General features: G+C 63.5%; 17 protein-coding genes. 1 reads left to right on the forward strand and 16 read right to left on the reverse strand.

Annotated elements, in window-relative coordinates; translation table 11 throughout:
* Window positions 1-77 precede the first annotated feature (77 nt).
* The 13 genes from E5Z01_RS13445 to mraZ form a co-directional block, all read right to left on the reverse strand.
* On the reverse strand, window positions 78-230 hold the full coding sequence (locus E5Z01_RS13445; protein ID WP_167757921.1) for a DUF1731 domain-containing protein: 153 nt from the start codon (window positions 228-230) through the stop codon (window positions 78-80).
* Complete coding sequence (locus E5Z01_RS13450; RefSeq protein ID WP_135229833.1) at window positions 203-778, reverse strand: Rossmann-fold NAD(P)-binding domain-containing protein; 576 nt, start codon at window positions 776-778, stop codon at window positions 203-205. The genes E5Z01_RS13445 and E5Z01_RS13450 overlap by 28 nt, the downstream gene beginning before the upstream one ends.
* Complete coding sequence (locus tag E5Z01_RS13455) at window positions 775-1,959, reverse strand: VWA domain-containing protein (protein ID WP_135229834.1); 1,185 nt, start codon at window positions 1,957-1,959, stop codon at window positions 775-777. Before E5Z01_RS13455 ends, E5Z01_RS13450 begins: the two co-directional genes overlap by 4 nt.
* Window positions 1,956-4,247, reverse strand: a complete 2,292-nt coding sequence (locus E5Z01_RS13460) for a DUF5682 family protein (RefSeq protein WP_135229835.1) — start codon at window positions 4,245-4,247, stop codon at window positions 1,956-1,958. Before E5Z01_RS13460 ends, E5Z01_RS13455 begins: the two co-directional genes overlap by 4 nt.
* On the reverse strand, window positions 4,244-5,116 hold the full coding sequence (locus E5Z01_RS13465) for a leucine-rich repeat domain-containing protein (RefSeq protein ID WP_167757922.1): 873 nt from the start codon (window positions 5,114-5,116) through the stop codon (window positions 4,244-4,246). The genes E5Z01_RS13460 and E5Z01_RS13465 overlap by 4 nt, the downstream gene beginning before the upstream one ends.
* Window positions 5,117-5,178: 62 nt before the next feature.
* The gene (locus E5Z01_RS13470) at window positions 5,179-6,267 is read right to left on the reverse strand and encodes an ATP-binding protein (RefSeq protein ID WP_135229837.1); all 1,089 of its coding nucleotides are present in this window, start codon (window positions 6,265-6,267) and stop codon (window positions 5,179-5,181) included.
* Window positions 6,264-7,784, reverse strand: a complete 1,521-nt coding sequence (locus tag E5Z01_RS13475) for a DUF5691 domain-containing protein (protein WP_135229838.1) — start codon at window positions 7,782-7,784, stop codon at window positions 6,264-6,266. The genes E5Z01_RS13470 and E5Z01_RS13475 overlap by 4 nt, the downstream gene beginning before the upstream one ends.
* Window positions 7,781-9,079 (reverse strand): SWIM zinc finger family protein, encoded by a 1,299-nt coding sequence (locus E5Z01_RS13480; protein WP_135229839.1) that lies wholly within the window; start codon window positions 9,077-9,079, stop codon window positions 7,781-7,783. The genes E5Z01_RS13475 and E5Z01_RS13480 overlap by 4 nt, the downstream gene beginning before the upstream one ends.
* A 206-nt stretch (window positions 9,080-9,285) precedes the next feature.
* Entirely contained in the window at window positions 9,286-9,732 is a 447-nt protein-coding gene (locus E5Z01_RS13485; RefSeq protein ID WP_135229840.1) for an RlpA-like double-psi beta-barrel domain-containing protein, read from the reverse strand.
* A 568-nt stretch (window positions 9,733-10,300) separates the two neighbouring features.
* Window positions 10,301-11,638: a peptidoglycan D,D-transpeptidase FtsI family protein gene (locus E5Z01_RS13490; RefSeq protein ID WP_135229841.1), complete on the reverse strand. Its 1,338-nt coding sequence runs from the start codon at window positions 11,636-11,638 to the stop codon at window positions 10,301-10,303.
* The gene (locus E5Z01_RS13495; protein WP_240738424.1) at window positions 11,629-12,006 is read right to left on the reverse strand and encodes a hypothetical protein; all 378 of its coding nucleotides are present in this window, start codon (window positions 12,004-12,006) and stop codon (window positions 11,629-11,631) included. Before E5Z01_RS13495 ends, E5Z01_RS13490 begins: the two co-directional genes overlap by 10 nt.
* The gene (gene rsmH / locus E5Z01_RS13500; RefSeq protein WP_420810848.1) at window positions 12,003-12,950 is read right to left on the reverse strand and encodes a 16S rRNA (cytosine(1402)-N(4))-methyltransferase RsmH; all 948 of its coding nucleotides are present in this window, start codon (window positions 12,948-12,950) and stop codon (window positions 12,003-12,005) included. Before rsmH ends, E5Z01_RS13495 begins: the two co-directional genes overlap by 4 nt.
* A gap of 65 nt (window positions 12,951-13,015) precedes the next feature.
* Window positions 13,016-13,444 (reverse strand): division/cell wall cluster transcriptional repressor MraZ, encoded by a 429-nt coding sequence (gene mraZ / locus E5Z01_RS13505; RefSeq protein ID WP_135229842.1) that lies wholly within the window; start codon window positions 13,442-13,444, stop codon window positions 13,016-13,018.
* 639 nt (window positions 13,445-14,083) lie between these two features.
* On the opposite strand from mraZ, the gene E5Z01_RS13510 reads away from it, so the two are divergent.
* Window positions 14,084-15,778, forward strand: a complete 1,695-nt coding sequence (locus E5Z01_RS13510) for a dynamin family protein (RefSeq protein WP_135229843.1) — start codon at window positions 14,084-14,086, stop codon at window positions 15,776-15,778.
* A 452-nt stretch (window positions 15,779-16,230) separates the two neighbouring features.
* Here the strand turns inward: E5Z01_RS13510 and E5Z01_RS13515 are convergent, their stop codons facing one another.
* Genes E5Z01_RS13515 through E5Z01_RS13525 form a run of 3 tightly spaced genes read right to left on the reverse strand, consistent with a single transcriptional unit; the run spans window position 16,231 to window position 21,408 of the window.
* Window positions 16,231-19,050, reverse strand: coding sequence for a CHAT domain-containing tetratricopeptide repeat protein (locus tag E5Z01_RS13515; protein ID WP_135229844.1), 2,820 nt, complete (start codon window positions 19,048-19,050; stop codon window positions 16,231-16,233).
* The gene (locus tag E5Z01_RS13520) at window positions 19,050-19,670 is read right to left on the reverse strand and encodes a tetratricopeptide repeat protein (RefSeq protein ID WP_135229845.1); all 621 of its coding nucleotides are present in this window, start codon (window positions 19,668-19,670) and stop codon (window positions 19,050-19,052) included. The genes E5Z01_RS13515 and E5Z01_RS13520 overlap by 1 nt, the downstream gene beginning before the upstream one ends.
* Window positions 19,663-21,408: a hypothetical protein gene (locus tag E5Z01_RS13525; RefSeq protein ID WP_135229846.1), complete on the reverse strand. Its 1,746-nt coding sequence runs from the start codon at window positions 21,406-21,408 to the stop codon at window positions 19,663-19,665. The genes E5Z01_RS13520 and E5Z01_RS13525 overlap by 8 nt, the downstream gene beginning before the upstream one ends.
* Window positions 21,409-21,814 lie beyond the last annotated feature (406 nt).

The following is a 21,814-nucleotide window of genomic DNA, read 5'->3' on the forward strand; positions in this document are numbered from 1 at the left end:
CGCGCAGTTCTGGCCGCACCGCTTTTTTCTCTCCTGCGGTCAACACTGTCCCGGAGAGCCGTTCAGGGGCTGGGCTTTCAGTACCCCTGATGTCCGCGCGCCCGAACCTGCTGCACCAGTTCCTGAATGGCTGGCGGCCAGCAGGGATAACGGAAAGCAAACCCCGCGTCCAGCAACCGCCCGGGAACCACCCAGCGGCTTTTCAGCAGCAGTTCCGCTTCGGATTGCATGACCAGCGCGCCCAGCCCAAGCAGCGTGGCGCTGGCCGGCACGCCCAGCGGAACCCGCCAGGCCTCCCGGTAAGCCCGCAAGAACGCCGCGTTGGGAAAGGGATGGGATGGGGCGCAGTAACGTTCACCGGGCCGGACAGGTCAGTCTCAATCAGGAACTGAACAGCGCGGCAGAAATCCAGTTCGTGAATCCAGGAGACGTACTGTTCACCGCCCGCCATGGCGCCCGCACCGCCCAGTCGCACCACCCTGTCGGTGGTCTGCATGATGCCGCCCTCGCCCACGCCGTACACCATGGCCGTCCGCAGGGCCACCCGGCGCGTCATGGGAAGCGGTTCTTCCAGCTGGGCCGCCTCCCAGCGCCTGGCGACGTCCACGCTGAACCCCGAACCGGGTTCGCCCGTCCGTTCATCCTGCGGGTGGTCGCGGGCGTCGCGGTAAATGGTGGCGGTGGAACTGTTCAGCCACACCCGGGGAGGCCGTTTCGCCCCGGCCATGGCCCGCCCCAGGAAGCCCGAACCGCCAGCAACGACCAGTTTGCCCGTCATCCCGCTGCGCCTCCTTTGGTGACGATGCCCTGCTCCCCGGCCCAGGTGGCGATGTCGTCCCCGCGAATGGCGGCGGCCATCAGGTTCGGGAAATGATCCGGCGTACAGGCGAAAGCGGGAATGCCCATGCCGGCAAAAGTCTGCGCCACGCCGTGATCGTAGCTGGGTGCGCCGTCGTCCGATAGGGCCAGCAGGGCAATCACGTTCACGCCGGCGTCCTTGAGGGTGCGGGCGCGGGCCAGCATCTCGCGCTCGTTGCCGCCCTCGTACAGATCCGAGATGAGGACAAGGATGGTTTGCTCGGGTTTGGTGATGATGCCCTGACAGTAGGCCAACGCGCGGTTGATGTCGGTGCCGCCGCCCAGTTGAATGCCGTACAGCACGTCCACCGGGTCGTCCAGGTTCTCCGAGAGGTCCACGACTTCGGTGTCGAACACCACCACGCGGGTGTCCACGGCCGGCAGGCTCGCCAGCACGGCGCCGAACACGCCGGCGTACACCACGCTGGAGGCCATGCTGCCGGACTGATCCAGGCACAGCACGATGTCGCGCAGGCTGCGGCGTTTGCGCCCGTACCCCACCAGCCGCTCGGGAATCACCGTGTTTTTCTCCGGCAGGTAATTCTTCAGGTTCTTGCGGATGGTGCTGTCCCAGTCGATCTCGCCGGGGCGGGGGCGGAAGTTGCGCTGGGCGCGGTTGAGGCTGCCCGTCACGGCGGCGCGGGTGGGTTCCTCCAGGCGCCGGGTCAGGTCATCCACGACCTTGCGCACCACCGCGCGGGCGGCGTCCTTGGCTTTGGCGGGCATCACGCCCTTCAGGGTCAGCAGCGTACCCATGAGGTTCACGTCCGCCTCCACGTTCTCCAGCATTTCCGGCTCGAACAGCAGTTGCGTCAGGTTCAGTTTCTCGATGGCGTCCTTTTGCATGACCTGCACGACGCTCGAAGGGAAAAACTCGCGCACGTCCGCCAGCCAGCGCGCCACTTTCGGCGCACTGCCCCCCAGCCCGCCCTTGCGGGTTCCCGTTTCGGCGTCGTACAGGCCCGCCAGGGCGTCGTCCATGCGCCTGTCCTCCAGGCCGAGGGAAATCCCAACCCCTTCCCCGTGGGTCAGGCCGTCGGCCTCACCGCCCCCCAGCACAAGTCGCCAGCGGCGCAGGCGTTCAGCATTGAATTCCGTCATGGGTTCACTCCCAGCATTTTCAGGACGATGGGAACGACCTGCATGCCGCGTTCCTCGTCAATTTCCGTGACCACCCCGCGCGGCTTCACTCCGCCGCCCTTCAGGTTCTCGCCGATGGCGCGGCGTTCGGCTTTCTCGAAGCGGGAGAACACGCGCCGCAGCAGGGGCAGCACTTCCTGAAAAGTGCTCTGTTCCAGGCCGGAGAGCCAGCCGTCCAGCAGGTTGAGCAGGGGCGCGTCGTGGATGAGGAGCGTGCCGCTGTGACCCAGGAACCCGTCGAGCCACGCGGTCACGTCCAGAGGTGCGGCGCTGCTCAGGGCGAGGCTGAGGCGACGTTCCACGTCTTCCCTCTCCAGGTGCGCGGCGTCGCGCAGCCGGCGCACGGCGTCCCCGACGAGGACGGGCGCGGTGTCGTCGCGGTCGGCGAGGCGCCGCAGGGCCGCCTGCCACTCGCGCAGGGCCGCCGGGTCGTCCAGCAGGCGCACGGCCGCGTCGGCCTGCTGCACCTGCTGGCGCAGTTCGTTCGCGGCGTCCTCGGCCAGGCCGATAGCGGCGGTGGGGAGCCCCACACTGGCCCGCGTGAGGAGCGTGCGGAAGGTTCCGGCAGCCTGTTCGTCCCCGCTGGCCGCGCGGCCGCGCACGTCCCCGTAACGGGCGAGCCGGGCAAGGGGTGGCAGGGCGCCCAGCAGGTCGCCCACATCGGCGTTCAGGGCAGCGCGGGCGTTCAGGGCGTTCAGGGCGGGCGGCACAGCGGCCGTCAGATCGGCGTGCCGGATGGCTTCCAGCAGGGCCGTCAGTTCGGAAAGCGTCGTGGCGTTGTGCGCGGCGTCCACCGAGTGCGCCGTGGCGGCCTGTTCCACCGTCTGCCCGTAGCGGCTGGCCTCAACGAGGCGCACGCTGAATTCCGGTTTCCACACCAGCACCCACGCTTCCTTGAACGTGCCCTTGCCACTGGCGTACCGTTCCTGCGCCCACGGCACGCCCAGCAGGTTCAGGCGGTGAAACAGGGCGCTGCGCTCCAGATCGGTGTCCTTGCGCAGATCCAGGGTCAGGTCGTCCTGCTCGGCCTGCACTTTCAACCGCAGCTTCTTCTGCTGCCGCGCCATGTCCTGCGCCAGAGGCACGGAAGGCGTGTCGTCCGGCACTTTGCCCAGCGCCTCGCCCACAATAAGCTTCTGTGAGATCAGGCGCAGCGGCAGGTCGCTGTCCCAGCCGAAAACGCTCAGGGCCGCTTCGTTCAACTCGTCCAGGCCCGGCAACGCCCGCCCACGCAGGAACGCAAGGGTGTTCGCCAGGCGCGTGGCCTCGATGACGCTGGCGCTGCTGGCGTCCAGTTTCTCATCGCGCAGCAGCCGCGCGGCGCGGGCGAACCAGCGTTCCGTGACGTGCTGCGGCGTGGTGAAGAGGTGGTGGTAGTAGCCCGGCGAGCGCACGCCCGCGCCGTACCCGCTGCTCATGCTGAGGCGCCCGTGTGTCCAGGGCACCCAGGTCAGGCTGACTTTCGCTTTGGGCAGGCCCTTCAGGATGGCCGCGTCCTCCTTCGCCCTGAAGGCTTCCGTGTCCAGCGCGGGCGAGTGCCACGCCCCGCACACCACCGCCACCCGCTGAAACCCTTCCTTGAGCGCCGCGCGAATGGTCTGGCGCATGAACGCCTCGCGCATCGCCTCGCGGCCCAGCGGGGCTGGCGCACCTACCCGCACCGCCTGCATGGCTTCCAGAATCGCCTCGAATACCACGAAGTCGTTTCCGCGCGCCTCCACCAGCGTTTCCCACCAGCGCTCGAAGTCGCTGTATCCCGCCGCCTGCGCCAGCACGCGCAGAGGGTCAGCCCGCAGTTCGGCGTCCATGTCCGGGGCGTCGGGCATGTCCGGCTTCCCCTTGCCCTGCGCGGCGTCCGGTTCCGCTGCGTCTGATCCTGCGGCGTCCAGTCCCCCTTCATCCTCGTCGCGCAGGGCGAGCGTGGCACTGGCGGGCAGGTCCATGAACCGCGCCTGTGCCCCTGCGCCAGTCTGACGGGATTGGGCTGCCCAGCGGAACGCCACGAACTCCGGACTGAACGCCGCAAAAGGCCAGAAGGCCGCCCTGGCCGGGTCATCCGTTACGTACCCCAGCAGCGCCACTGGCGGCTCCAGTTCCTCGCGGGTCAGGAAAGGCAGCACCGAATCCGCATCCGCCGGGCCTTCCACCAGGATGATGTCCGGTTGAAGCTGATTCAGGGCGTGTTCCAGACTGCGGGCCGAACCGGGCCCGTGGTGCCGGATGGGAAAAATGGAGACTTGAGGCGTCATAGGTAGAGTAAGCCTCCCTTCTCAAGAAAGCCGCTGAACTCGTCCGGCACGTGGTCAATCCGGTTCCAGCGCAAGTCCAGCTTTTCCAGCCGGGGCAGCAGCGCCAGCCAGCCGGGAAGTCCGGTGAGGCGGTTGGCCCGCAAATCCAGGAAACGCAGTTCCCTCAGTTCGCGCATGGACTCCGGGAGTTCGCTCAGTTCGTTGAATCGCAAGTCCAGCACGGCCAGATTCCGCAATTGACCGATGCTGTCCGGCAGATGCGCCAGCTTGTTGCCCTGCGCGTTGATTTCCCGCAGGTTCACACACCGGCCCAGTTCAGCGGGAAGCTGCGTCAGGTCGTTCTTCATGACGTGCAATTCACGCAGGTGTCGCCACTGACCGATGCTTGTCGGCAGGGTGGCGAGACGATTGTTGTACGCCCGGAATTCGACGAGGTTTTCCAGTTCACCCAGCCCGTCGGGAAGTTCCGTCAGCGCGTTGTCTGTGACGTTCAGGTAGGTCAGGTTGACCAGCGTGCGAATCGAATCAGGCAGCGAGGTCAGGCCGTTGTTGCTGACGTACAGGAACCGCAGTTCGCGCAGGCCGCCGAAGCAGTCGGGCAGGCCGGCCAGCCGATTGTGCCCCAGGTCGAGCATCCGCAGGCTGTGCAGGCCACCCAGTTCCGCTGGAAGAGACGCGAAGTTGTTCCCGGACAGGTTCAAGGTGTGCAAGCGGGTGAACGTCCACAACCAATCGGGAATGTCCGTGAGCTGGTTGTCGTACACGCTCAGCGACTCAAGGTTGTCCGCCTCACGCAGCGCTTCCGGCCACTGGCTCAGGCCACAGCTGTTCAGGTTGACGTGAACAGGCCAGGGCGCACCCGCTTTCACCGCCTCCAGGAGAGACTGACCTCTGGGGCCCCTGGGGTGCTGGTGAGAGAAGAACTCTCCCATCAGCTCACAGTCCGGCAGGCTTTGTAGAAGTCCTTCCAGTCGTCGCGTTTCTTGGCGACAGTTTCCAGGTACTCGCGCCAGATCACGCCGTCCTGCACCGGGTCTTTGATGACGGCCCCGACCAGGCTGGCGGCAGTGTCGTGGGCCGACAGCTCGCCACTGCCGAAGTGCGCGGCCAGCGAAAGGCCGTGGTTGACGACGCTGATGGCTTCGGCAGTGCTCAGGGTGCCGCTGGGGCTTTTCAGCCTGGTTTTGCCGTCCTCGGTGACCCCGGCGCGGAGTTCGCGGAACACCGTGACGATGCGGCGCACTTCCTCCAGGGCGGGGGGCGCGGCGGGAATTTCCAGGGTTCTGGCCAGGCTGTTCACGCGGCTGATGACGATGTTCACCTCGTCGTCCAGGCTGTCGGGCACCGGCAAAACGACGGTGTTGAAACGGCGTTTGAGGGCGCTCGAAAGGTCGTTTACGCCCTTGTCGCGGTTGTTCGCGGTGGCAATGAGGTTGAAGCCGCGCACCGCCTGCACTTCCGTGTTCAACTCGGGAACAGGCAGGCTTTTCTCGGACAGGACGGTGATCAGGGTGTCCTGCACGTCGCTTTGCACGCGGGTCAGTTCCTCCAGCCGGGCAATTTTGCCCTGGCGCATGGCGTGCATGATGGGGCTTTCCACCAGCGCGGCCTCGCTGGGGCCTTCGGCGAGCAGGCGGGCGTAATTCCAGCCGTAGCGGATGGCTTCCTCGCCCGTTCCGGCGGTGCCCTGCACCAGCAGCGTGCTGTCGCCGGAGATGGCGGCGGCCAGGTGCTCACTGACCCAGCTTTTGGCGGTGCCGGGCACGCCGATCAGCAGCAGGGCGCGGTCCGTGGCGAGCGTGGCCACGGCAATTTCCATCAGGCGCCTGTCCCCGACGTATTTGGGCGTGATCTCGGTGTCCCCGGCCTTCCCGCCCATCAGGTACGTCAGGACGGCCGCGGGCGACAGGTTCCAGCGCGGGGGCCTGGGCCGGGTGTCGTGCTCTGCCAGCGCGGTCAGTTCATGGGCGTACTGCTGCTCGGCGTGTTGACGGAGGACGGTGGTTTCCAGGTGGGTCATGGGGTTTCTCCTTTAAGGTCAGTGTGAATTCGGGCTTCCTGGAAGTCGTCGTGCATGAGGCGGCGTTGCTCGAGCAGGCGCAGCATGGCGGCGTACCTCAGGCGCAGGTAGGTGGCGTGGTAGTCGTCGCTGTCTTCCTGGGGCGGGAGTGGGGCAGTTGATGCGTGCGGGTGGGCGTGGTGGGCGGCGTTTTGCATGACGGCTTCCCAGCGGTAGTCGTTCTGATGCTGATTGGCGCGGCTGACCTGCCCGTGAATGACATTGAGGACTTGTTCGCTCAGGTCAACGGGCCAGGCGCCGGGCAGGACGCTGAGCAGCGTGAGGAGGTGCGAGGCGTCCGGCTGGCCTTGCAGGTGCGTGCCAATGCGCCCGGCGATGGTCTCCGGGGCGCTGATTTGCAGAAGGGCCAGGTCGTCCGGGTAACAGGGTTGCAGGACGTTCGCGGTGGGTACGTGCCGGGTGGCCAGGGTGGCCCAGCGCAGCTGATCGGCGGCGCCCAGCGCCTGAATGAGGCCGGACAGCTGTTCCGGCGTGAGGTGCAGCGCGTCCGCGAGGGCCTGTGGGTGCGTGTTCTGGATGAGTTCCCGAAAACGATCCAGTGCCACCCTTTTGTGCGGGTCAATGGCAGTCAGGCCATCACGGCCGGCGTCCGCGTCGAGTGTTTCCGGGAGGTGCAGGGAGACTTTCTGTTTGCCCAGGAGCTTCCCGAGCAGACCGACTTTTTCCTGCTGGAGCATACCGGCGACGCGCTCGGTCATGCGGGCGTTGTAGGCGCTGCCGGGCAGGGATTGCAGCAACACGCGGGCCAGCTCCTGCACCTCGCGGCTGCGGTCGGTCAGGGCGTCTTCCAGCAGGGGTTCCAGCGTGGCGTCCTCGTCCGTCCAGGTGTCTTGCAGCACGCTGAGCAGGCGTTTTCTGGCTCCAGCCTTCTCCGTTTTGAAGTGCTGGGTCAGCAAGTCGCGGGCCGCGTCGGGGGTTTTCTCGCGCAGGTCACGGAACAGGCCTTCTTTCTGCGCTTCGGTGGCCGTGAGCCAGGCGTCCTCGCTGAAGGTGGTGGCGTTGAACCGCCAGTCGGGGTTGAGTGAAGCCAGCCACATGCTGCGTTCACCCAGCACCGGGCGCAGGTTCACGCGCAGGGTGGTGTCGAAACGGGCCAGGTCAAGCAGCCCGGGCAGGGCGCTGTGGGGAATGCGCCAGCCCGTCTGAGCGCACAGTTGCAGCCACTCGTTCACGACCGGCGTGTTCACCACAATGGGCAGGTGCCGGGCCACTCGCGCGGGGGCCTCCGGCAGGGTGTCCACCGGGGCGGGCGTGGGGACATCGTGCTGAAGAGGTGCGGCGCGGCGTCCAGCACACTCCACCGCTCCGGCCAGGGCCGCGCGCGAAAGCAGAACACCTTCCGGGTCGCCCTGAATGGCGTTCAGCGGCTCGCTGAGGAGTGTCCCGGCATGAACGGGTGGCGTGCTGCGCGACGTGCCGACCAGCGCTGCGGCCAGTAAGTCCTGAACATCCTTCATTCTTTCTCCCCTGTGCCCACCGTGCCCGAGATCAGCAGGTGCTGGCCGTCCCACTCGCCGAACACCTGCATGGGTTGCCCGCCACTTTGCGCCAGCAGCAGGTAAGGTTGCCTGCTGTCGATCAAACGCAGGGGTAAAGTCCGATCTGTCGCGTCCAGCAGATGCCAGTTCGTGCCGTCATTCATAATCTTGACGTTCTGGAGCCGATAAATGCCGCTGCGTTCCAGCCACGGGTTGCGGGCCAGCAGCTGTGCATGGCGTTCCAGCAGTTCGTCCAGCGTGAAGGCCTCCGGGCTTTGCTCACTGCGCGGACTCATGGACGCTTCGCCCCGCAGCAGGGCGCGTTGAGGCGTGGCGGACGGAACGAAACAGACTTCGGCGTCGAGCGTGGCGCCCAGCGGGGAACCGGGCGGCAACGGGCGGCCGGACGGCGCGAAATCCAGCAGCAAGGCGTGGTGTCTCCCCTGCTGAAGCCAGGTGCGGCGGGTGGTGAAGGTGTCTTCTTCCTCGGTGAACTGCGCGGCGACCAGCCACTTGCCCCGCAGGCCGGGCCGGGCCAGCACTTCGGCCTGACTCAGCGGGAAGCCGAGGGCGGTTCGCAAGTCCGCCTGTTCGTCGTCGGTGAGGGTGTCACGGCGCGTCCACGCTTCACACAGCAGGTGCAATTTTGCCAGGTGCGTGAGCAGCGCGGCGGGTTCGCCTAGCAGTTCGGGAATCTTCCTGACCTGCCGGGCCGCTCCACCGGCCTGAGCGTCCACCAGCCGGGCGGCTTGCGTGTCCCAGTCGCTGTAAGGGCGGCCCCTCGCCTGCGCCAGGCCGTCTCTCACGAGATCCTTGAGGAAAAGGTCCAGCGCCGCCAGGCCGTCCGTGACCTTCTTCTCGCGCGCGGCGCGGCGTCTGGCCTGCGCGGCCGGGTCGACTTCCTTCCTGGCCGCCTCTTCGGTTTTCTGCTCTTTACTCTCGGCCCTCTGCTCTCTGCCCTTGACCCAGGTTTGCAGGCTTTCCGGCGCGTCCGCCTGTCCGAAGTCGCCCGCGTGCGTGATGTGCAGCAGCAGCAGGGCCAGGGCGTGTTTGCAGGGGAATTTGCGGCTGGGACAACTGCATTTGCTGACCAGGCCGTTCAGGTCGACGCCGGTCAGGTACGGGTCTTTGCCGCTGCCCTGTGCCTGTCCCCAGAGCATGCCGGCGGGGGCGTTCAGGTTCTGCCATTTGGCCGGAGTGGCGAGTTTCTTGCCGTTGCTGGCGCTGGCACTGTCAGGGGCAAGGGCCAGGATGGTTTCAGGGGTGAGGTTCATGGATCATCCTTTAATACTGATTACGTTATGGACGTAATTGTAACGGATGAACACTGAAGGAGCAAGCCATTCTGTGGGGTCGGGTATCAGCGGAAGTGACGGACTGTCCGGGACGGCGGTGGGCCATGCGCTCTGGGGAAAAAACTTACCCTCCTGAAAACGAAAAAGGCCGACCCGACAGGCCGACCTTGAGAAGGAAAAGCGAATTAGCGAACGGCGGTGATGCGCACGGAACGCGCCCCGAAGCGAATGGCTTCGCCGTAGCTGGGCATCCAGATGTCCACGCTGCCGACCTTGCGGGCGGCCATGGTGTCCTCGACGATAAACACGCGACCACCGAGGTTGTAGCGGCCACTGAGATCCTGAATGGTCACGCGGCTGCCGTAAGGGAAGATACGCAGCAGGTCGCGGCTCAGGGCGATGACGCCGGGTCGGGTGCGGGTGCCAGTGGCGGTGATGTTGGGGGTGCTGTCGGTCTGCGCGGCGTGGCTGCTGTACGCGGTGGCGCGGGCCACCACGCTGCGGCCGGTGCGGGCGGCGACGTACGTGTCGAGCGTGACCTGCTGGGCGCCGGCCTGGCTGGGCAGCACACTGGCGGCGCTGGCCAGAACGAGGGCGGAAACGGCAAGGGTTTTCTTGAGGCTGTTCAACATGGTTCTCCTGTCGGCATCCAACGCAAAAGCACACCACCGGCAGACGCGGTGGAGAGAAGCTCGTGGACTTTATTTCTTAAGATCTCGCTGCGGGCAGCGGGGATAACTCTCAGGCAGATGGAACTCAGGGTTGGTCACTGAAGTGGTACTCAAACTGACCAGGGCGGAACCTTCCTACGTCAAACAGCCTAGCAACGTAAATGAGTTAAAAATAAGAAACAAGGATTTTTTCTCTCACTAAAACCGTTTAATTTTACTGTCCGAAATCACATTATGCCGGGTTTTACCCTTTGGGATCGACAGCTTAAAAATGAGTCAAGTTCTAATCGACTCATTTAGTTTCTCACTTTAAATTTCTCACCAGGGAGCCATCGACGCGCTTTTCAGCAGCCTCACTCCCCAATCAAGCTGGCAAGACCACTCTTTTAACGTGATGTTCCTGCTCAGGTAACTTAAATAGCGGATGAAGGTCACGTTTACGACCTCCATCCGGCTTCGTTTCCTCATTTTTCACATTTTCTGACGTCAGCCTGTCGGCATTGGTCGCTAATCCCAGACAAGCGGAAGATCAGGGCGCGGAGGTGGCCGCCGGAGCCGCTGCCCAGTCGGAGAACAGGCCCGCCGCGATCTTCTTGTAGATGGGGGCCGCCAGCATCGAACCCTGGTAGTCCAACTTTGCGCCGTGCACCATTACAGCCACGGTCACGCGCGGCGCGTCGGCCGGAAAGAACCCGGCGAACACACTGTCGTACAGTTCCTTCGAGTACTTACCGCCCACGACCACCTGCGAGGTTCCCGTTTTCCCGGCCAGGCCGTACCCCTCCAGACCTGCGTTGGCGAAAATGCCCTCCTTCACCACGGCTTCCAGCATGGTGCGAGTCTCGCGGGCCACGGCGGGCTTCAGCACCTCGCGCCGCTCGCCGGGCGTGGCCCCCTCGACCAGGCGCGGCGTGATGTAAAGGCCATCGTTCGCAAGGGTGTTGAACGCCGCCGCCAGTTGCAGGGTGGTGCTGCTCATGCCCTGCCCGAAAGAACTCGTGACGCGCACCAGGTCGTCCCACTTGCGGATGTTCTGCAGGCGGCCCGTGGCCGTGGACAGCACCGGCAGCTGCACGTCCTGCCCGAAGCCGTAGTTCAGCAGGTAATTGCGCATATCGGTGGCCGGGAACTTCTCCACGATGTGGCTCATGCCGACGTTGCTGCTGTAGCGCAGCACGTACTTGGTGGTCAGGGTGGCCGGGTGGTCCACGGCGTCGTTAATGACGCTGCCCCACCTGCCCCCCACATGGCGCTGCATGGGCGTGGTGTACAGCGTGTCGGGCGTGGTCAGGCCCTCGTTCATGGCCGCCGCCACCACCAGGCCCTTCACGGTCGAGCCGGGTTCGTACACGTCCAGGAAAGGACGGTTGCGGCGCGTTTCGGCGCTGTAGCTGCGCCAGTTGTTGGGGTTGAACTCCGGGTAACTGGCCGCTGCCAGAATGCGCCCGGTCAGGGTCTCCATGACGATCACGGACCCGTATTCACCTTTATGCGCCTTGACCCTCTCGGCCAGCGCGGCCTCGGCACTGGCCTGGGTGCGCGGATCGACGGTCAGTTTCACGTCCTCGCCCACTTCCAGCGTGCGGTTGTACGCCGCTTCCAGCCCCTCCAGCCCCTCGGTGTCGCCCATCATGCCCAGTACCTGCCCGGCCAGGTGCCCCTGCGGGTAGGTGCGCTTGCCGTTCACGCTGCGGGCCAGTACCGAGCCGTCCGCGGCGTAAATGGTGCCGCGCGCCTGCATCACGTTGCGTTTCACGGTATTGGGCAGGCCCCACTCCAGTTGCGCGTAAGCCCACACCAGCGTCAGGAACATCAGCAGGGCGACGGCTTGCATGATGTGGGAGCGGTTACGGATCTTTATTTCCATTGCGTCTTCACCTCGATGGCGGGGGTGGAAGAGGGGGTCAGGGTTTCGGGGGGGGCTTCACCCGCGCCCAGGTCACGGGTGGTGGCGCTGGCGGCTTTCTCGGCGAAGCGTTGCAGGCCGTTTTGCACGGCCCACTGCTGCACCTTCTGCGGGCTGCTGGCGGCCTGAACGCGCACCTCCAGGTCATCGCGCTGGGTTTGCAGGGCGGCTTCCTGGCGCTGCACCTCGCGCAGGTGAGGCCGGATGTCCTGCGTGAAGTAGCGCGCAGCCACCAGCAGCAGGGCCAGCACCAGGTAGATGCCCAGGTAGCGCAGGGTGCGGCGTTGCCAGGTGGCGGTGGTCGTGTCGAAGTTGGGGAAGGCCATCATTCTGCCTCCTCCGCTGAGGGGGGGTCAGTGGTTTTCCCAACGCTGGTTTTCCCGGTGCTGGTTTTTTCCGGGCTGGTTTTCTCGGCACCGCGAAGCTTGGCGCTGCGGGCGCGCGGATTGGTGGCCTGCTCCTGTTCGCTGGCGACCACCGGGCGTTTGGTGAGGGGCGTCAGGGCAGAGCTGCCCAGCAGGAAGCGTTTCACGATGCGGTCTTCCAGCGAATGGAAACTGATGACCGCCAGTCGCCCGCCCGGTTTAAGCAGATGCTCGGCGGCGCCCAGGCCATCGCGCAGCGCCCCCAGTTCGTCGTTCACGTGAATGCGCAGCGCCTGAAAAGTGCGCCTCGCCGGGTGAATCCCCTTCGAGAAGCCAGGGTAGGCGCGTTTGATCAGCTCGGCGAGTTGCACGGTGGTTTCGATGGGCGTTTTGTAGCGGGCCTGCGTGATGGCGCGCGCGATGCGGCGCGAGTGGCGCTCCTCGCCGTACTCGTAGATGATCGCGGCCAGTTCGGCTTCTTCGTAGGTGTTCACCACGTCTGCGGCCGTCTCGCCGCTCTGGGCCATGCGCATGTCCAGCGGCGCTTCACTGTGGTACGAGAAACCGCGCTCCACGTCATCGAGCTGGAAACTGCTCACGCCGATGTCCAGCAGAATGCCGTCGACAGCGCTGACGCCGATCTCGGCCAGGAGCGTTCGCATGTCGCGGTAGTTGCCCTGCACCACGGTCAGGCCCCCTATCTGCGCTTCACGGGCGCGGTTCAGGGCATAAGGATCCTGGTCGATGCCGATCACCTGCGCTCCGGCTTCCAGCAGCAGCCGGGTGTGCCCGGCACCGCCCAGCGTGCCGTCCACGAAGACCTTGCCAGGCTCGGGCCGAAGGGCGTCGAGCACTTCAAGGGCCAGCACAGGCGTATGGGTGAGGGGGGTGGCTTCGTTTTCGGTCACAGTGAATATCCAGGAAGGGTGAGTAAAAGATGAAGTATGTGAAGGACAGGTGTCCGTAAGGTTTGTCACGCCACGAAATTGGCGAGCAGTTCGGGTTTTGGTGGGCTGTCCTGCACGGCGTTGATGGCGGCTTCCCAGCGGGTCGGATTCCACAACTCCAGCCTTCCCGGGGCGCCCGCCACGATCACGTCGCCCGCCAGCTGCGCGAAGTCACGCAGCGTCTGAGGCACGGATACGCGGCTCTGGTTGTCCAGCCGCGCCTTGTTGGCTCCGGAGTAGAAGAAACGCACGAACGCCCGCGACTCGGCGTCCGTCAGGGGCAGCCCCTCCAGTTGCTCCTCCACACGCTTCCAGCTCGCCAGGGGAAACACGTACAGGCACCCCTCCATGCCGCGCGTCAGGATCATGCCGTCCTCCACGAATTCACGAAAAGGCGGTGGAATGACCACGCGGCCCTTGTCATCAATGGTGTAGGGGTACTCTCCGAACGGCAAAGCGGCGCTTCTCCTTTTCCCACACCCTCCCACCAGCAAAAAAATGGGCTGCGGGGAACGCAGCCGGAAAACTTGCATGAGAAAGACATTCAGGCCGCCACAAGAGTGTAACAAGCCCTACCACGATTTACCACCGTCTCCCACTTTTCCCCCCGGTTTCCCCCACTGTGATCCCGTTTCCCCACCAGGTTCCCCCGGACTGGATTTCTAACGGGCCGCCGAACAGGGCCGAAAGGTAGCGAGAATAACGTTGCCAACGTCAAATTACCACTTTTTGAGGTCGGTGGGAACAGGTGGGGGAAGCAGGGAGAAGGGGGCAAAGATTTCCCCCCGGGGTTCCACTCCTGGGAAAAGTACAGGTCATTTTCCTGAAATGGGTGGAGGCACCGCGAAAGCGGCCCCACGAGCCCCCACGGATGGGGAAAGCACTTCTGGATCTCTTTTTGGCGTTTCGTGCCCTCTCCCGGCGCCGTTCCCAGGGGTAAGCGCACCAACATCAACGCTCCAACATCCAGAACCAGGCCACCACACCTCTACCCCACTGGCGTGAACTCAGGGGGAAATCCACGCCATGCTCTCTTCTTTATCTTTTCCCTCTGGAGCTCAGGCCCTTCGCGGCCTCTGTTCTAGACTGCCATTATGCTCGTTTCCGCAAAAACGCAGGATTTGCTCACCAGGGAACGCACCTTACTGTCTGACCTTCAGGCGTTTCTGGAGTTGCAGGGCGCTCCGCCGGAGGTGGTCGAGCATGCCCGCGTGGCGGCCCGGACGCTGGACGAGGCGTTTTTGCTGGTGGTGGTGGGGGAATTCAACGCGGGCAAAAGCAGTTTCGTGAACGCCCTGCTGGGCGCCTCGGTGTTGCCGGAGGGCGTGACGCCCACCACGGACCGGATTTACGTGCTGGTTCACGGGGAGAAACCGGGACAGATGGAACCCACCCGCGACCCGTTCGTGAGCCGCCTGACTTACCCGCTGCCCAGCCTGGAGGGCGTGGCGCTGGTGGATACGCCCGGCACGAACGCCATTATTCGCCAGCACCAGGCCCTCACGGAGGGCTTTTTACCTCGCGCCGATCTGCTGCTGTTTCTGACGAGTGCGGATCGACCGTTTACCGAGTCCGAGCGGCAGTTCCTGAGCCTGGCGGCCAGGTGGGGCCGCAGCGTGATCATGGTGGTGAACAAGGCCGACCTGCTGGAAACGCCCGCCCAGAAAGAGCAGGTCAAAGAATTCGTGCAGGCCGGGGCGCGGGGTGTGCTGGGCCTGACGCCCCCGGTGGTGCTCATCAGCGCCCGTCAGGAGCAGCGCGGTGGGGATGTGGGCTTCGCGGCCCTGCGGGCGCTGTTGCAAGCCCGCCTGAGCGAAGGCGAACGTATGCGCCTGAAGTTCAGTTCACCGCTGAACACTGCGTCCGAACTGCTGAACGGTGAGGCGCAGCGCTCGGAGGCGGCGCGAACGACGCTGATGGAAGATCAGCGGTTCTTGCAGGAGCTGGAAGCGCAGCGCGAACACCACCGCGAGACCATGCTGGGCGAACTGGACGGGCAACTCAACCGGGTGAACCGCCTGCTGGCCGAATTCGAGGTGCGGGCAGACAAGTTCATTGACGATAAACTGCGTTTCAGCAACCTGCGCGGACTGATGAACAGCCGGGAACTGGAGGAACAGTTTCGCCGCGAGGCGGTCGCCGACCTGCCCGAGGCGATCGACCGGCAATTCGGGAGCATGATCGACCGGTTCGTGGAATCGAACATGCACTTCTGGGAGGACGTGCAGGCGTTTCTGATCCGCCGCCAGCCGAGCGGCGAGGTGGCCCGAACGCGCTTCAGTTACGACCGGGCCTCGCTGCTGGAGGGCATTGCGGGCAGCGCGAGGGATCACCTGGAGAACACCACTGAGCAGGAATTGGCCCGGCGACTCTCGAAAGACGCCGAGGAAGCCATGATGGGCGCGATGGGCGGCCTGGCGGGCGGCTTGATCGGCGGCGTGAGCATCGGCGCGGTCATCGGCGCCACTGCGCTGGATTTTACCGGGGGCATCCTGGCGGGTCTGGCGCTGGGCAGCCTGGGCCTGTTTGTTCTGCCCAATAAACGCCTGCAAGCACACCGGCAGTTGCGGGAGAAAATCACGCAGCTCCGCGAGGCGCTGGAACGCATCGTGCGGCGCGAGTACGAACGCGAACAGGAGCGCGCCGACGCCCGGCTCAACGACGCCGTGAGCCCCTACACGCGCTTCACGCAGCAGGAGCAGACGCGCCTGCAAGACGCCGCCATGCGAACAGCCGACCTTCAAACACGCCTGAACGCGCTGAAAAACGAGATTCAAGCCCTGGCTTGAAGAAGGCGGCAACTTCTGGGGCGGGTCACCAGACCACAAACAACAAAAAAGCCCCGCCTGAAACGGGGTTTTCTCTGGTGGGCGGTGAGGGATTTGAACCCCCGACCCGTCGCTTGTAAGGCGCAGCCGTCGGCAATCCGTTATGGTCGTAAAAGTTTTCGGTGATGGAAATTTGCCGTCCTGCACGCGGGTCGTCTGGGTTGTATCTTTTCCTGGTTTCCTTCCTGGTCGCCTGAGTCCGCCACAAAATTGTGGCTGTATTGTGGCTGGCAATTTGAACTCCCCGATGGCCCAGTTGAACAGTTCGCATGATGTCGGGATTCGCCAAGTTCGATACGAACGGTGAATCCAGGGAAATCGTCCTGGGATTCGACCGGAGAGACCGGTCGTATGCGCCTTCGGCGGCTAGAAGAATCACTACGACGGCCTGGCCGCCACACGTCACGCGGCCTTCACCGACCATGAACGACAAATCCAGCCCAGTAGAACGGTTTCACGCCTGCCTGGAGTCGCTGAAGTTTCAGGTCGCCAAGGACTGTACCGGCATCCTCGCCTGTGCGGAACCAGGAACGGTAGAAATCCACCATCAGACGCTCGGTGCTGCGACTCTCCACCGACCACAGGGTCGTCATCGTCGCCCTTGCCCCTGCCAGAAAGGAGGCGGCGACAAAGCCGTACTGTCCCTCGTTGACGAGGGTCTGTCCCAGTCCCGATTGGCAAGTGGCCAGGTTGACCAGTTTCGTTCCCTGCAAGTTCAGACCTGCAAACTCGAACGCGGACAGAACACCCTGTCTTTCGGAAGAATCGAGGTCAGACGCTCCAGCCAGGAAAAGCACCGCTTGCTCCATCGGTTCACTTTCCGTAACACCAGGGGCCAAATCTGGACGGTCTTCAGCCTGTTGTATTCCATGAGTGGTGATATGGAGCATAGCCGGACTTTCAGGAGTTTGCAGAACCTGCTGAAGGGTCGAGCTACTGGCGGCGGCACCGAGAAAGGTGCTGGGCTGCAAACTGGCCAGGCTATGACGAATGCCGACGATCTGGGTGAACGTCGAGGGCAGGGGGGCCAAGACTGAAGGGTCGGCCACATGGCCCATGAGGGTCAGCCGGTCGGGTTCGAGTCGTGGCAGCCGATTCGTTTCGGACAGCAAGAGGCCGGGTTCGATAGTGTCACCAGGGTTACTCGGGCCTGGATGCTCCTGCAACCACCGACTCAGATCAGGGCAGACGGTGACTCCGGGAAGGTCAATCAGGCCGCCAGGTGATGGCTGAAGCAGGATGACTTTGGCCTCTGAGGGAACTTTCTGCGCCGGAAACAGTGTCCCGAGCAGTTCGTCGACGCTTTCGGCGGCAACCACCTCCCGTCTGGAAATTCCATAATCCGCTGTGGCTGCCGCCTGTAGTCCCAGTGCACCCTTCCATACTGCCACGGCCACCAAAGCATCGGTACCGGACGGTTGCACCTCCAGCAGGAGTTCATGGCTGTCCAGACGGTGTTCGATTTCATTCAGCAGGTCGAAACCCACGAACTTTGCGATTTCCGCCGGGTCAGCCTGGAAGGCAGGCCAGCCGATAAGGACTGGAGAACCGTCAGCCACCACGGAGTCCTGCTGCAAGCGGATGAGGTCACGCCCACAAGGAATCAGGGAAGGCCGACATTGTTCCAGCAGGAACTGGCCGCTTGTGGCATCGAACAGCAGGTCGAAAGGCAGGTCATGCAGTCCAGCATCGGGCGAGAGGACGACCTTGCCACCGAGTGGAACAGGGCCGATCAGCTTCTCGAACAACTGGGCGGCCCCCCCGGCTGATGCACGAAACACGTCCAGGTTGGCGGGCGCAGTGGGTTGAAGGTGCTGCTGGCAGTCCTGAATCAGAACGTCGATGCCGTCCTGTGGGCCGACCTCGAACAGTCGAACCGACCCGGAAGAAATGTGAAAGGCGAAGTAGGTGCCGTCCAGCAGCGCGTAATCCAGAAGTCCTGTATCGGACAGGCTGGCGAACAACTGCTTCAGGGTCACCTGTTGCAGATCGAAAACTTCTCGCGCCTCACCCCGGAGTGAGAGTTCAGCCGCCCGGTACTGGTGCAGCGTCTCCTGGAGAGCCTCCCCTGCCTCCGGTTCGTTTCTGAGTCGGCTCAGTCGGCGGCGTAAGGACTGCACTTCTTCAAACAGGGATTTCAAGGCAGGTTTCGACTCCACCAGTGTCCTGAGTCCCATGTCCAGTGCCGAGGCGCTTCCTTTGAAATTCAGCCACACCTCGTATGTGCTGTGCATCTGTGGTTGGATTTCCGGATGCTGACACTGCAGCCGCAGCAGCCGGGCCATAGCCCTCTCGCGCCGACGATTCAAGGAAGCGATGGCGGATTGCCCGGAGAGACTCATCACGGTCGGCAGTTGCTCCAGGTGACTGTTCAGGGCGCGGTGGAGGGTCTCTACGGCCAGGGATACCTCGCCGCGAGAGACGTACAGTTCACTCAGCAGTTCATCGCTGGCAATCCACATCTCGGGCGTCGCCAGTTCCCCCAGTGCCCTAAGCACATCACGACCCCTGAGAGCCGCCTCCCAGGCTTCCTGAAGGTCGTCGGTGGACAAAGCCAGGCGGGCCTGCCCCTGGTAGATGTCCACGAAGTTGGGATGAACCTTCTCGCCATACATCTGCTGCGAAAGGGCTAGAGCTTCCCGAAAATGCTCGGCTGCGCCAGCCCGTTCGCTTTCAGCCAGCGCCAGTTGGGCCAGGCGGAGATGCAGCAGGGCAGCCTCGAACAGGGGCGCACCTCCCGGATACTGCACAGTCATCTCCAAAGCCTGTCGGTACAATGCCTGGGCTGCGTCCCTGTTGCCCACCTTCTCCTGAAGGCCTGCCGCAGAAGTCATCGCCGCGACGGTGTCCAGATGGGGCGCGTCACCATGAATGGCCTGGGCCAGCGTGACCGCCCGTGCGCTGTACTGCTTCGCCAGTTCGAGTTGCTCGATCTCCCGGTACGTTACCCCAAGGGCTTCCACGGTCAGCAGGACATCGGGGTGGAGGTCGGTCTTGAACACCTCTTCTTTGATCTTGAGGGAATCAAGGTAGTACTGAACAGCTTCCTCATACCGTCCCAGGCCAGCAAAAACATTGCCGAGGTTGTGATATATCCCGGCCACCATCACCGAGACGTTCTCACCGAACAATTGTCGGTACATCTGCAAGGCACATTCATACCACTCTTTGGCCTGGAGGTGCTGGAACTGATAGGTGGCGGCAGTGCCCAGACCGTTCCAAGTGCCTACCATCAGAAAATGGGGGGGTGTCCCGCTGCTTCCCAGACCGCCGTTGCCCGCCTGAAATGGGTCTCGGCAGCCTCGAAATCAGATCGGTAGATTTCGATGTTGCCCAGGTTGACGAACACTCCAGCCGTTTTGAGATTCCACAGTTTCAGGGCGTCATGAATGACGACCACTTGATTCAGGAGTTCTACTGCTTCAGGAAAGCGTCCGGCGGCATAGTTCAAGGTGCCGAGTGAATTGAGCGTCGCGCCCACTTCCGCATGAAGGTCGGAGCCGTACAATTCCCGCCTGATGGACAGTGCCCGGCGCAGGTGAGTTTCGGCGTCCTCATGCTGTCCCAACCTGACGGCCACCGTCCCCCACTCGTGCAGGATGCTGGCCTGCTCGCCGGGGTCGGTGGTCACCGTCAGCAGGTAAGAAAACACCTCGGGAAGTTCAGTCAGGCGCGACAGCTGAACGCCGACCTCGCCGAGGAGCTTTGCCAGACCATCGGCGTCCCTCGTCTGCCGGGTACACTCCAGCAGGCTATCGAAGCCGGACTGAATGGCCTCGGCATCCTGACGTTCCAGGGCGTCCAGCAAGGCCTGCTTGGCGGCATGACAGTGTCTAATTGTGAGGTCAGTCATTATTCAGAAGTGTATCCAACATGTCCGGGGTCACCTGTCGCAACTGCCAGTCCGTGACGGTCTTCTCCTGCTGCTGTCGCCTTTCCTGCAACTGAAGCATGACCTGTGCCGCGTGCCGCCACCGCTCGACCTGCCCGTCGTTCCGGGTTGTTTCAGGCGCAGGAATTCGCGGTTCTGCCAGACTGACCACCATGCCCACCGAGTGAAGCAGGCCACTCCTGCCGCTGTGCCGTTCACGCGTGGCTTCCTCGAAAAATCGGCATAATCGGAGGAGCAACGTCTCATCCACATGAAGCTGTAGCAGGACGGCTTGCCACTCCTGCACGAAAGCCAGATGGCCCGGCGAGCATTCCTGGAGGTCGAGCAGGCACCGGTTTTCCCCCAGTTCCCTTCGCCAATGCCACTGCCGACCGAGGCGTTCCAGCAGACCGTCAGGGTCAGTCAGGGCCGACCACACCGGCTGGAATTCAGGCTGGTCGGCGAAACGTGAAAGCAGTTCCGTAGAGTTCCGCACCAGCGAGGGAGACTCGTGAACTTCGTCCCAAGTGTCTGCGGACAGGAGTTCCAGGGCCAGACTCACGTATCCGCCGAGTCCCTGACGCAGATGGTGCACTTTGAGCATGGTGTCTCCACTGGGCGAACCCGTCGTCAATAACGCCATGAATCCGGCCTGCCGATACATTTGCCCGCAGCCTAAGGGATGCTCCGGGGCAACCCGACTCAACTCGGAAAAAATGAAGTTGTTTTGATGAGCCTGGATGGCTTCCTGAATGGTCTGCAACTCCTGCACACCAGGCATCTGCACGGAAAGCCAGCGCTCCGGCGGCCACCTGGCGATTATCTCATCGCAGTACGTGACGGTCGAAGGAAAAAGGCGATGAGCGTCATACAGCCCGAAAGTCCTGACCAACTTACTCCGGCATTCCCTGACGGTGACCCACCCATCCGCGTTCTGCTGCCGTGCCAGCCACACCGGGTTGACCACGGCATAAAAAGCCAGCAGGGAACGGCATTCAGGTGCGTCCGTCTCCCCGAACTCCACTTCGACCAACTCCGCATACGACAGCAGTTCCGTCAGCGGCAAAAAAAGCATGACGACAGACAGCAAAAGGAGAGGCAGGTTTTCATCCGGCCACCGGTTCAGTGAGGTGCGGTACTCCGACAGAAGGGCCGCCAACTCCTGATCCATGACCTTGATCTTGCTGCCGTAGTCCGCCGGGTCGAGGGTATTGACCTGAACTGTGTACCGCTGCTGGTAATGCCTGACCCACTGCCGCACCTCTGCGTTGCTGGACTCCAGATCCAGTGGCGGATCGGGGCGCAGATGCCGGAAGAAGGCCCCGAATTCGTGGGTCAATTCGGTCAGTCTCGGAACGCCCTGTGAGGGTGCGGGCGGCAGAATCCGACGCAACAAGCGGTGCGCCTCGTCCAGCGTCTCGTGAACTTGAAGACGGTCGAAGGCTTCCCGTGGCGTGCCCGTATCGGCAGTGTCGTAAATCCTATCGAGTAGTTCCTCGGTGACGAGCAAGTACCACTGAAGCGCCAGAACCACCTTCTTGTCGCGGTTTCTGGTGTCGGCGCGAATGTGGGTCAACGAAAGTCTGTCCACACCGAGTCGTCTGGAAAGCTGGTAATTGTAGATGAACAGGCGATAGAACGCCCGCCTGGACGCCCCGTTGCCACGCCGGGGGCAGGGCTGCTCCAGCAGCAGATAAGCAGCCCGGTAAGCGTGGGACATACCCGATGATAAGGCGGCGAAGAGGGACGACTGCAACCATTTGAACTGGTCGAGAGGCTGTGTCCGGCAGACACGCCCCTCATTTTTGCGAGTTAGGGTTCACGGTTGTTCACAGAGCTCTAACCTGTGAGTCAGGTTCCTTATTCACGATTCGCCTCCCAAGTGGTGCCTCCCTACAGCCCTGGACAGACATGACAGACGAATTTACTCGCACTCGCCTCAACATTTCGGTGACCGGTGGAGAACTTCTGCTTGCCATCAACGGGCAAGCCAGCCGTCTGGAGTGAACCCCAAAACGCGGACAGAGGAGCAAGGCATGTCGCCCCGGTCAGCCCGTAGGCTGATCAACAGATGGAGGGAGACCGACCATGCCCGGACGACTACACAGCCGCGAATTCAAGCTCGA

Source organism: Deinococcus fonticola (assembly GCF_004634215.1).
Lineage (GTDB): Bacteria > Deinococcota > Deinococci > Deinococcales > Deinococcaceae > Deinococcus > Deinococcus fonticola.

Coding starts and splice junctions, on each gene's coding strand:
- E5Z01_RS13445 (WP_167757921.1), bottom strand. CDS start 230: ATGCAATCCGAAGCGGAACTGCTGCTGAAAAGCCGCTGGGTGGTTCCC.
- E5Z01_RS13450 (WP_135229833.1), bottom strand. CDS start 778: ATGACGGGCAAACTGGTCGTTGCTGGCGGTTCGGGCTTCCTGGGGCGG.
- E5Z01_RS13455 (WP_135229834.1), bottom strand. CDS start 1,959: ATGACGGAATTCAATGCTGAACGCCTGCGCCGCTGGCGACTTGTGCTG.
- E5Z01_RS13460 (WP_135229835.1), bottom strand. CDS start 4,247: ATGACGCCTCAAGTCTCCATTTTTCCCATCCGGCACCACGGGCCCGGT.
- E5Z01_RS13470 (WP_135229837.1), bottom strand. CDS start 6,267: ATGACCCACCTGGAAACCACCGTCCTCCGTCAACACGCCGAGCAGCAG.
- E5Z01_RS13475 (WP_135229838.1), bottom strand. CDS start 7,784: ATGAAGGATGTTCAGGACTTACTGGCCGCAGCGCTGGTCGGCACGTCG.
- E5Z01_RS13480 (WP_135229839.1), bottom strand. CDS start 9,079: ATGAACCTCACCCCTGAAACCATCCTGGCCCTTGCCCCTGACAGTGCC.
- E5Z01_RS13485 (WP_135229840.1), bottom strand. CDS start 9,732: ATGTTGAACAGCCTCAAGAAAACCCTTGCCGTTTCCGCCCTCGTTCTG.
- E5Z01_RS13490 (WP_135229841.1), bottom strand. CDS start 11,638: ATGGAAATAAAGATCCGTAACCGCTCCCACATCATGCAAGCCGTCGCC.
- E5Z01_RS13495 (WP_240738424.1), bottom strand. CDS start 12,006: ATGATGGCCTTCCCCAACTTCGACACGACCACCGCCACCTGGCAACGC.
- E5Z01_RS13510 (WP_135229843.1), top strand. CDS start 14,084: ATGCTCGTTTCCGCAAAAACGCAGGATTTGCTCACCAGGGAACGCACC.
- E5Z01_RS13515 (WP_135229844.1), bottom strand. CDS start 19,050: ATGGTAGGCACTTGGAACGGTCTGGGCACTGCCGCCACCTATCAGTTC.
- E5Z01_RS13520 (WP_135229845.1), bottom strand. CDS start 19,670: ATGACTGACCTCACAATTAGACACTGTCATGCCGCCAAGCAGGCCTTG.
- E5Z01_RS13525 (WP_135229846.1), bottom strand. CDS start 21,408: ATGTCCCACGCTTACCGGGCTGCTTATCTGCTGCTGGAGCAGCCCTGC.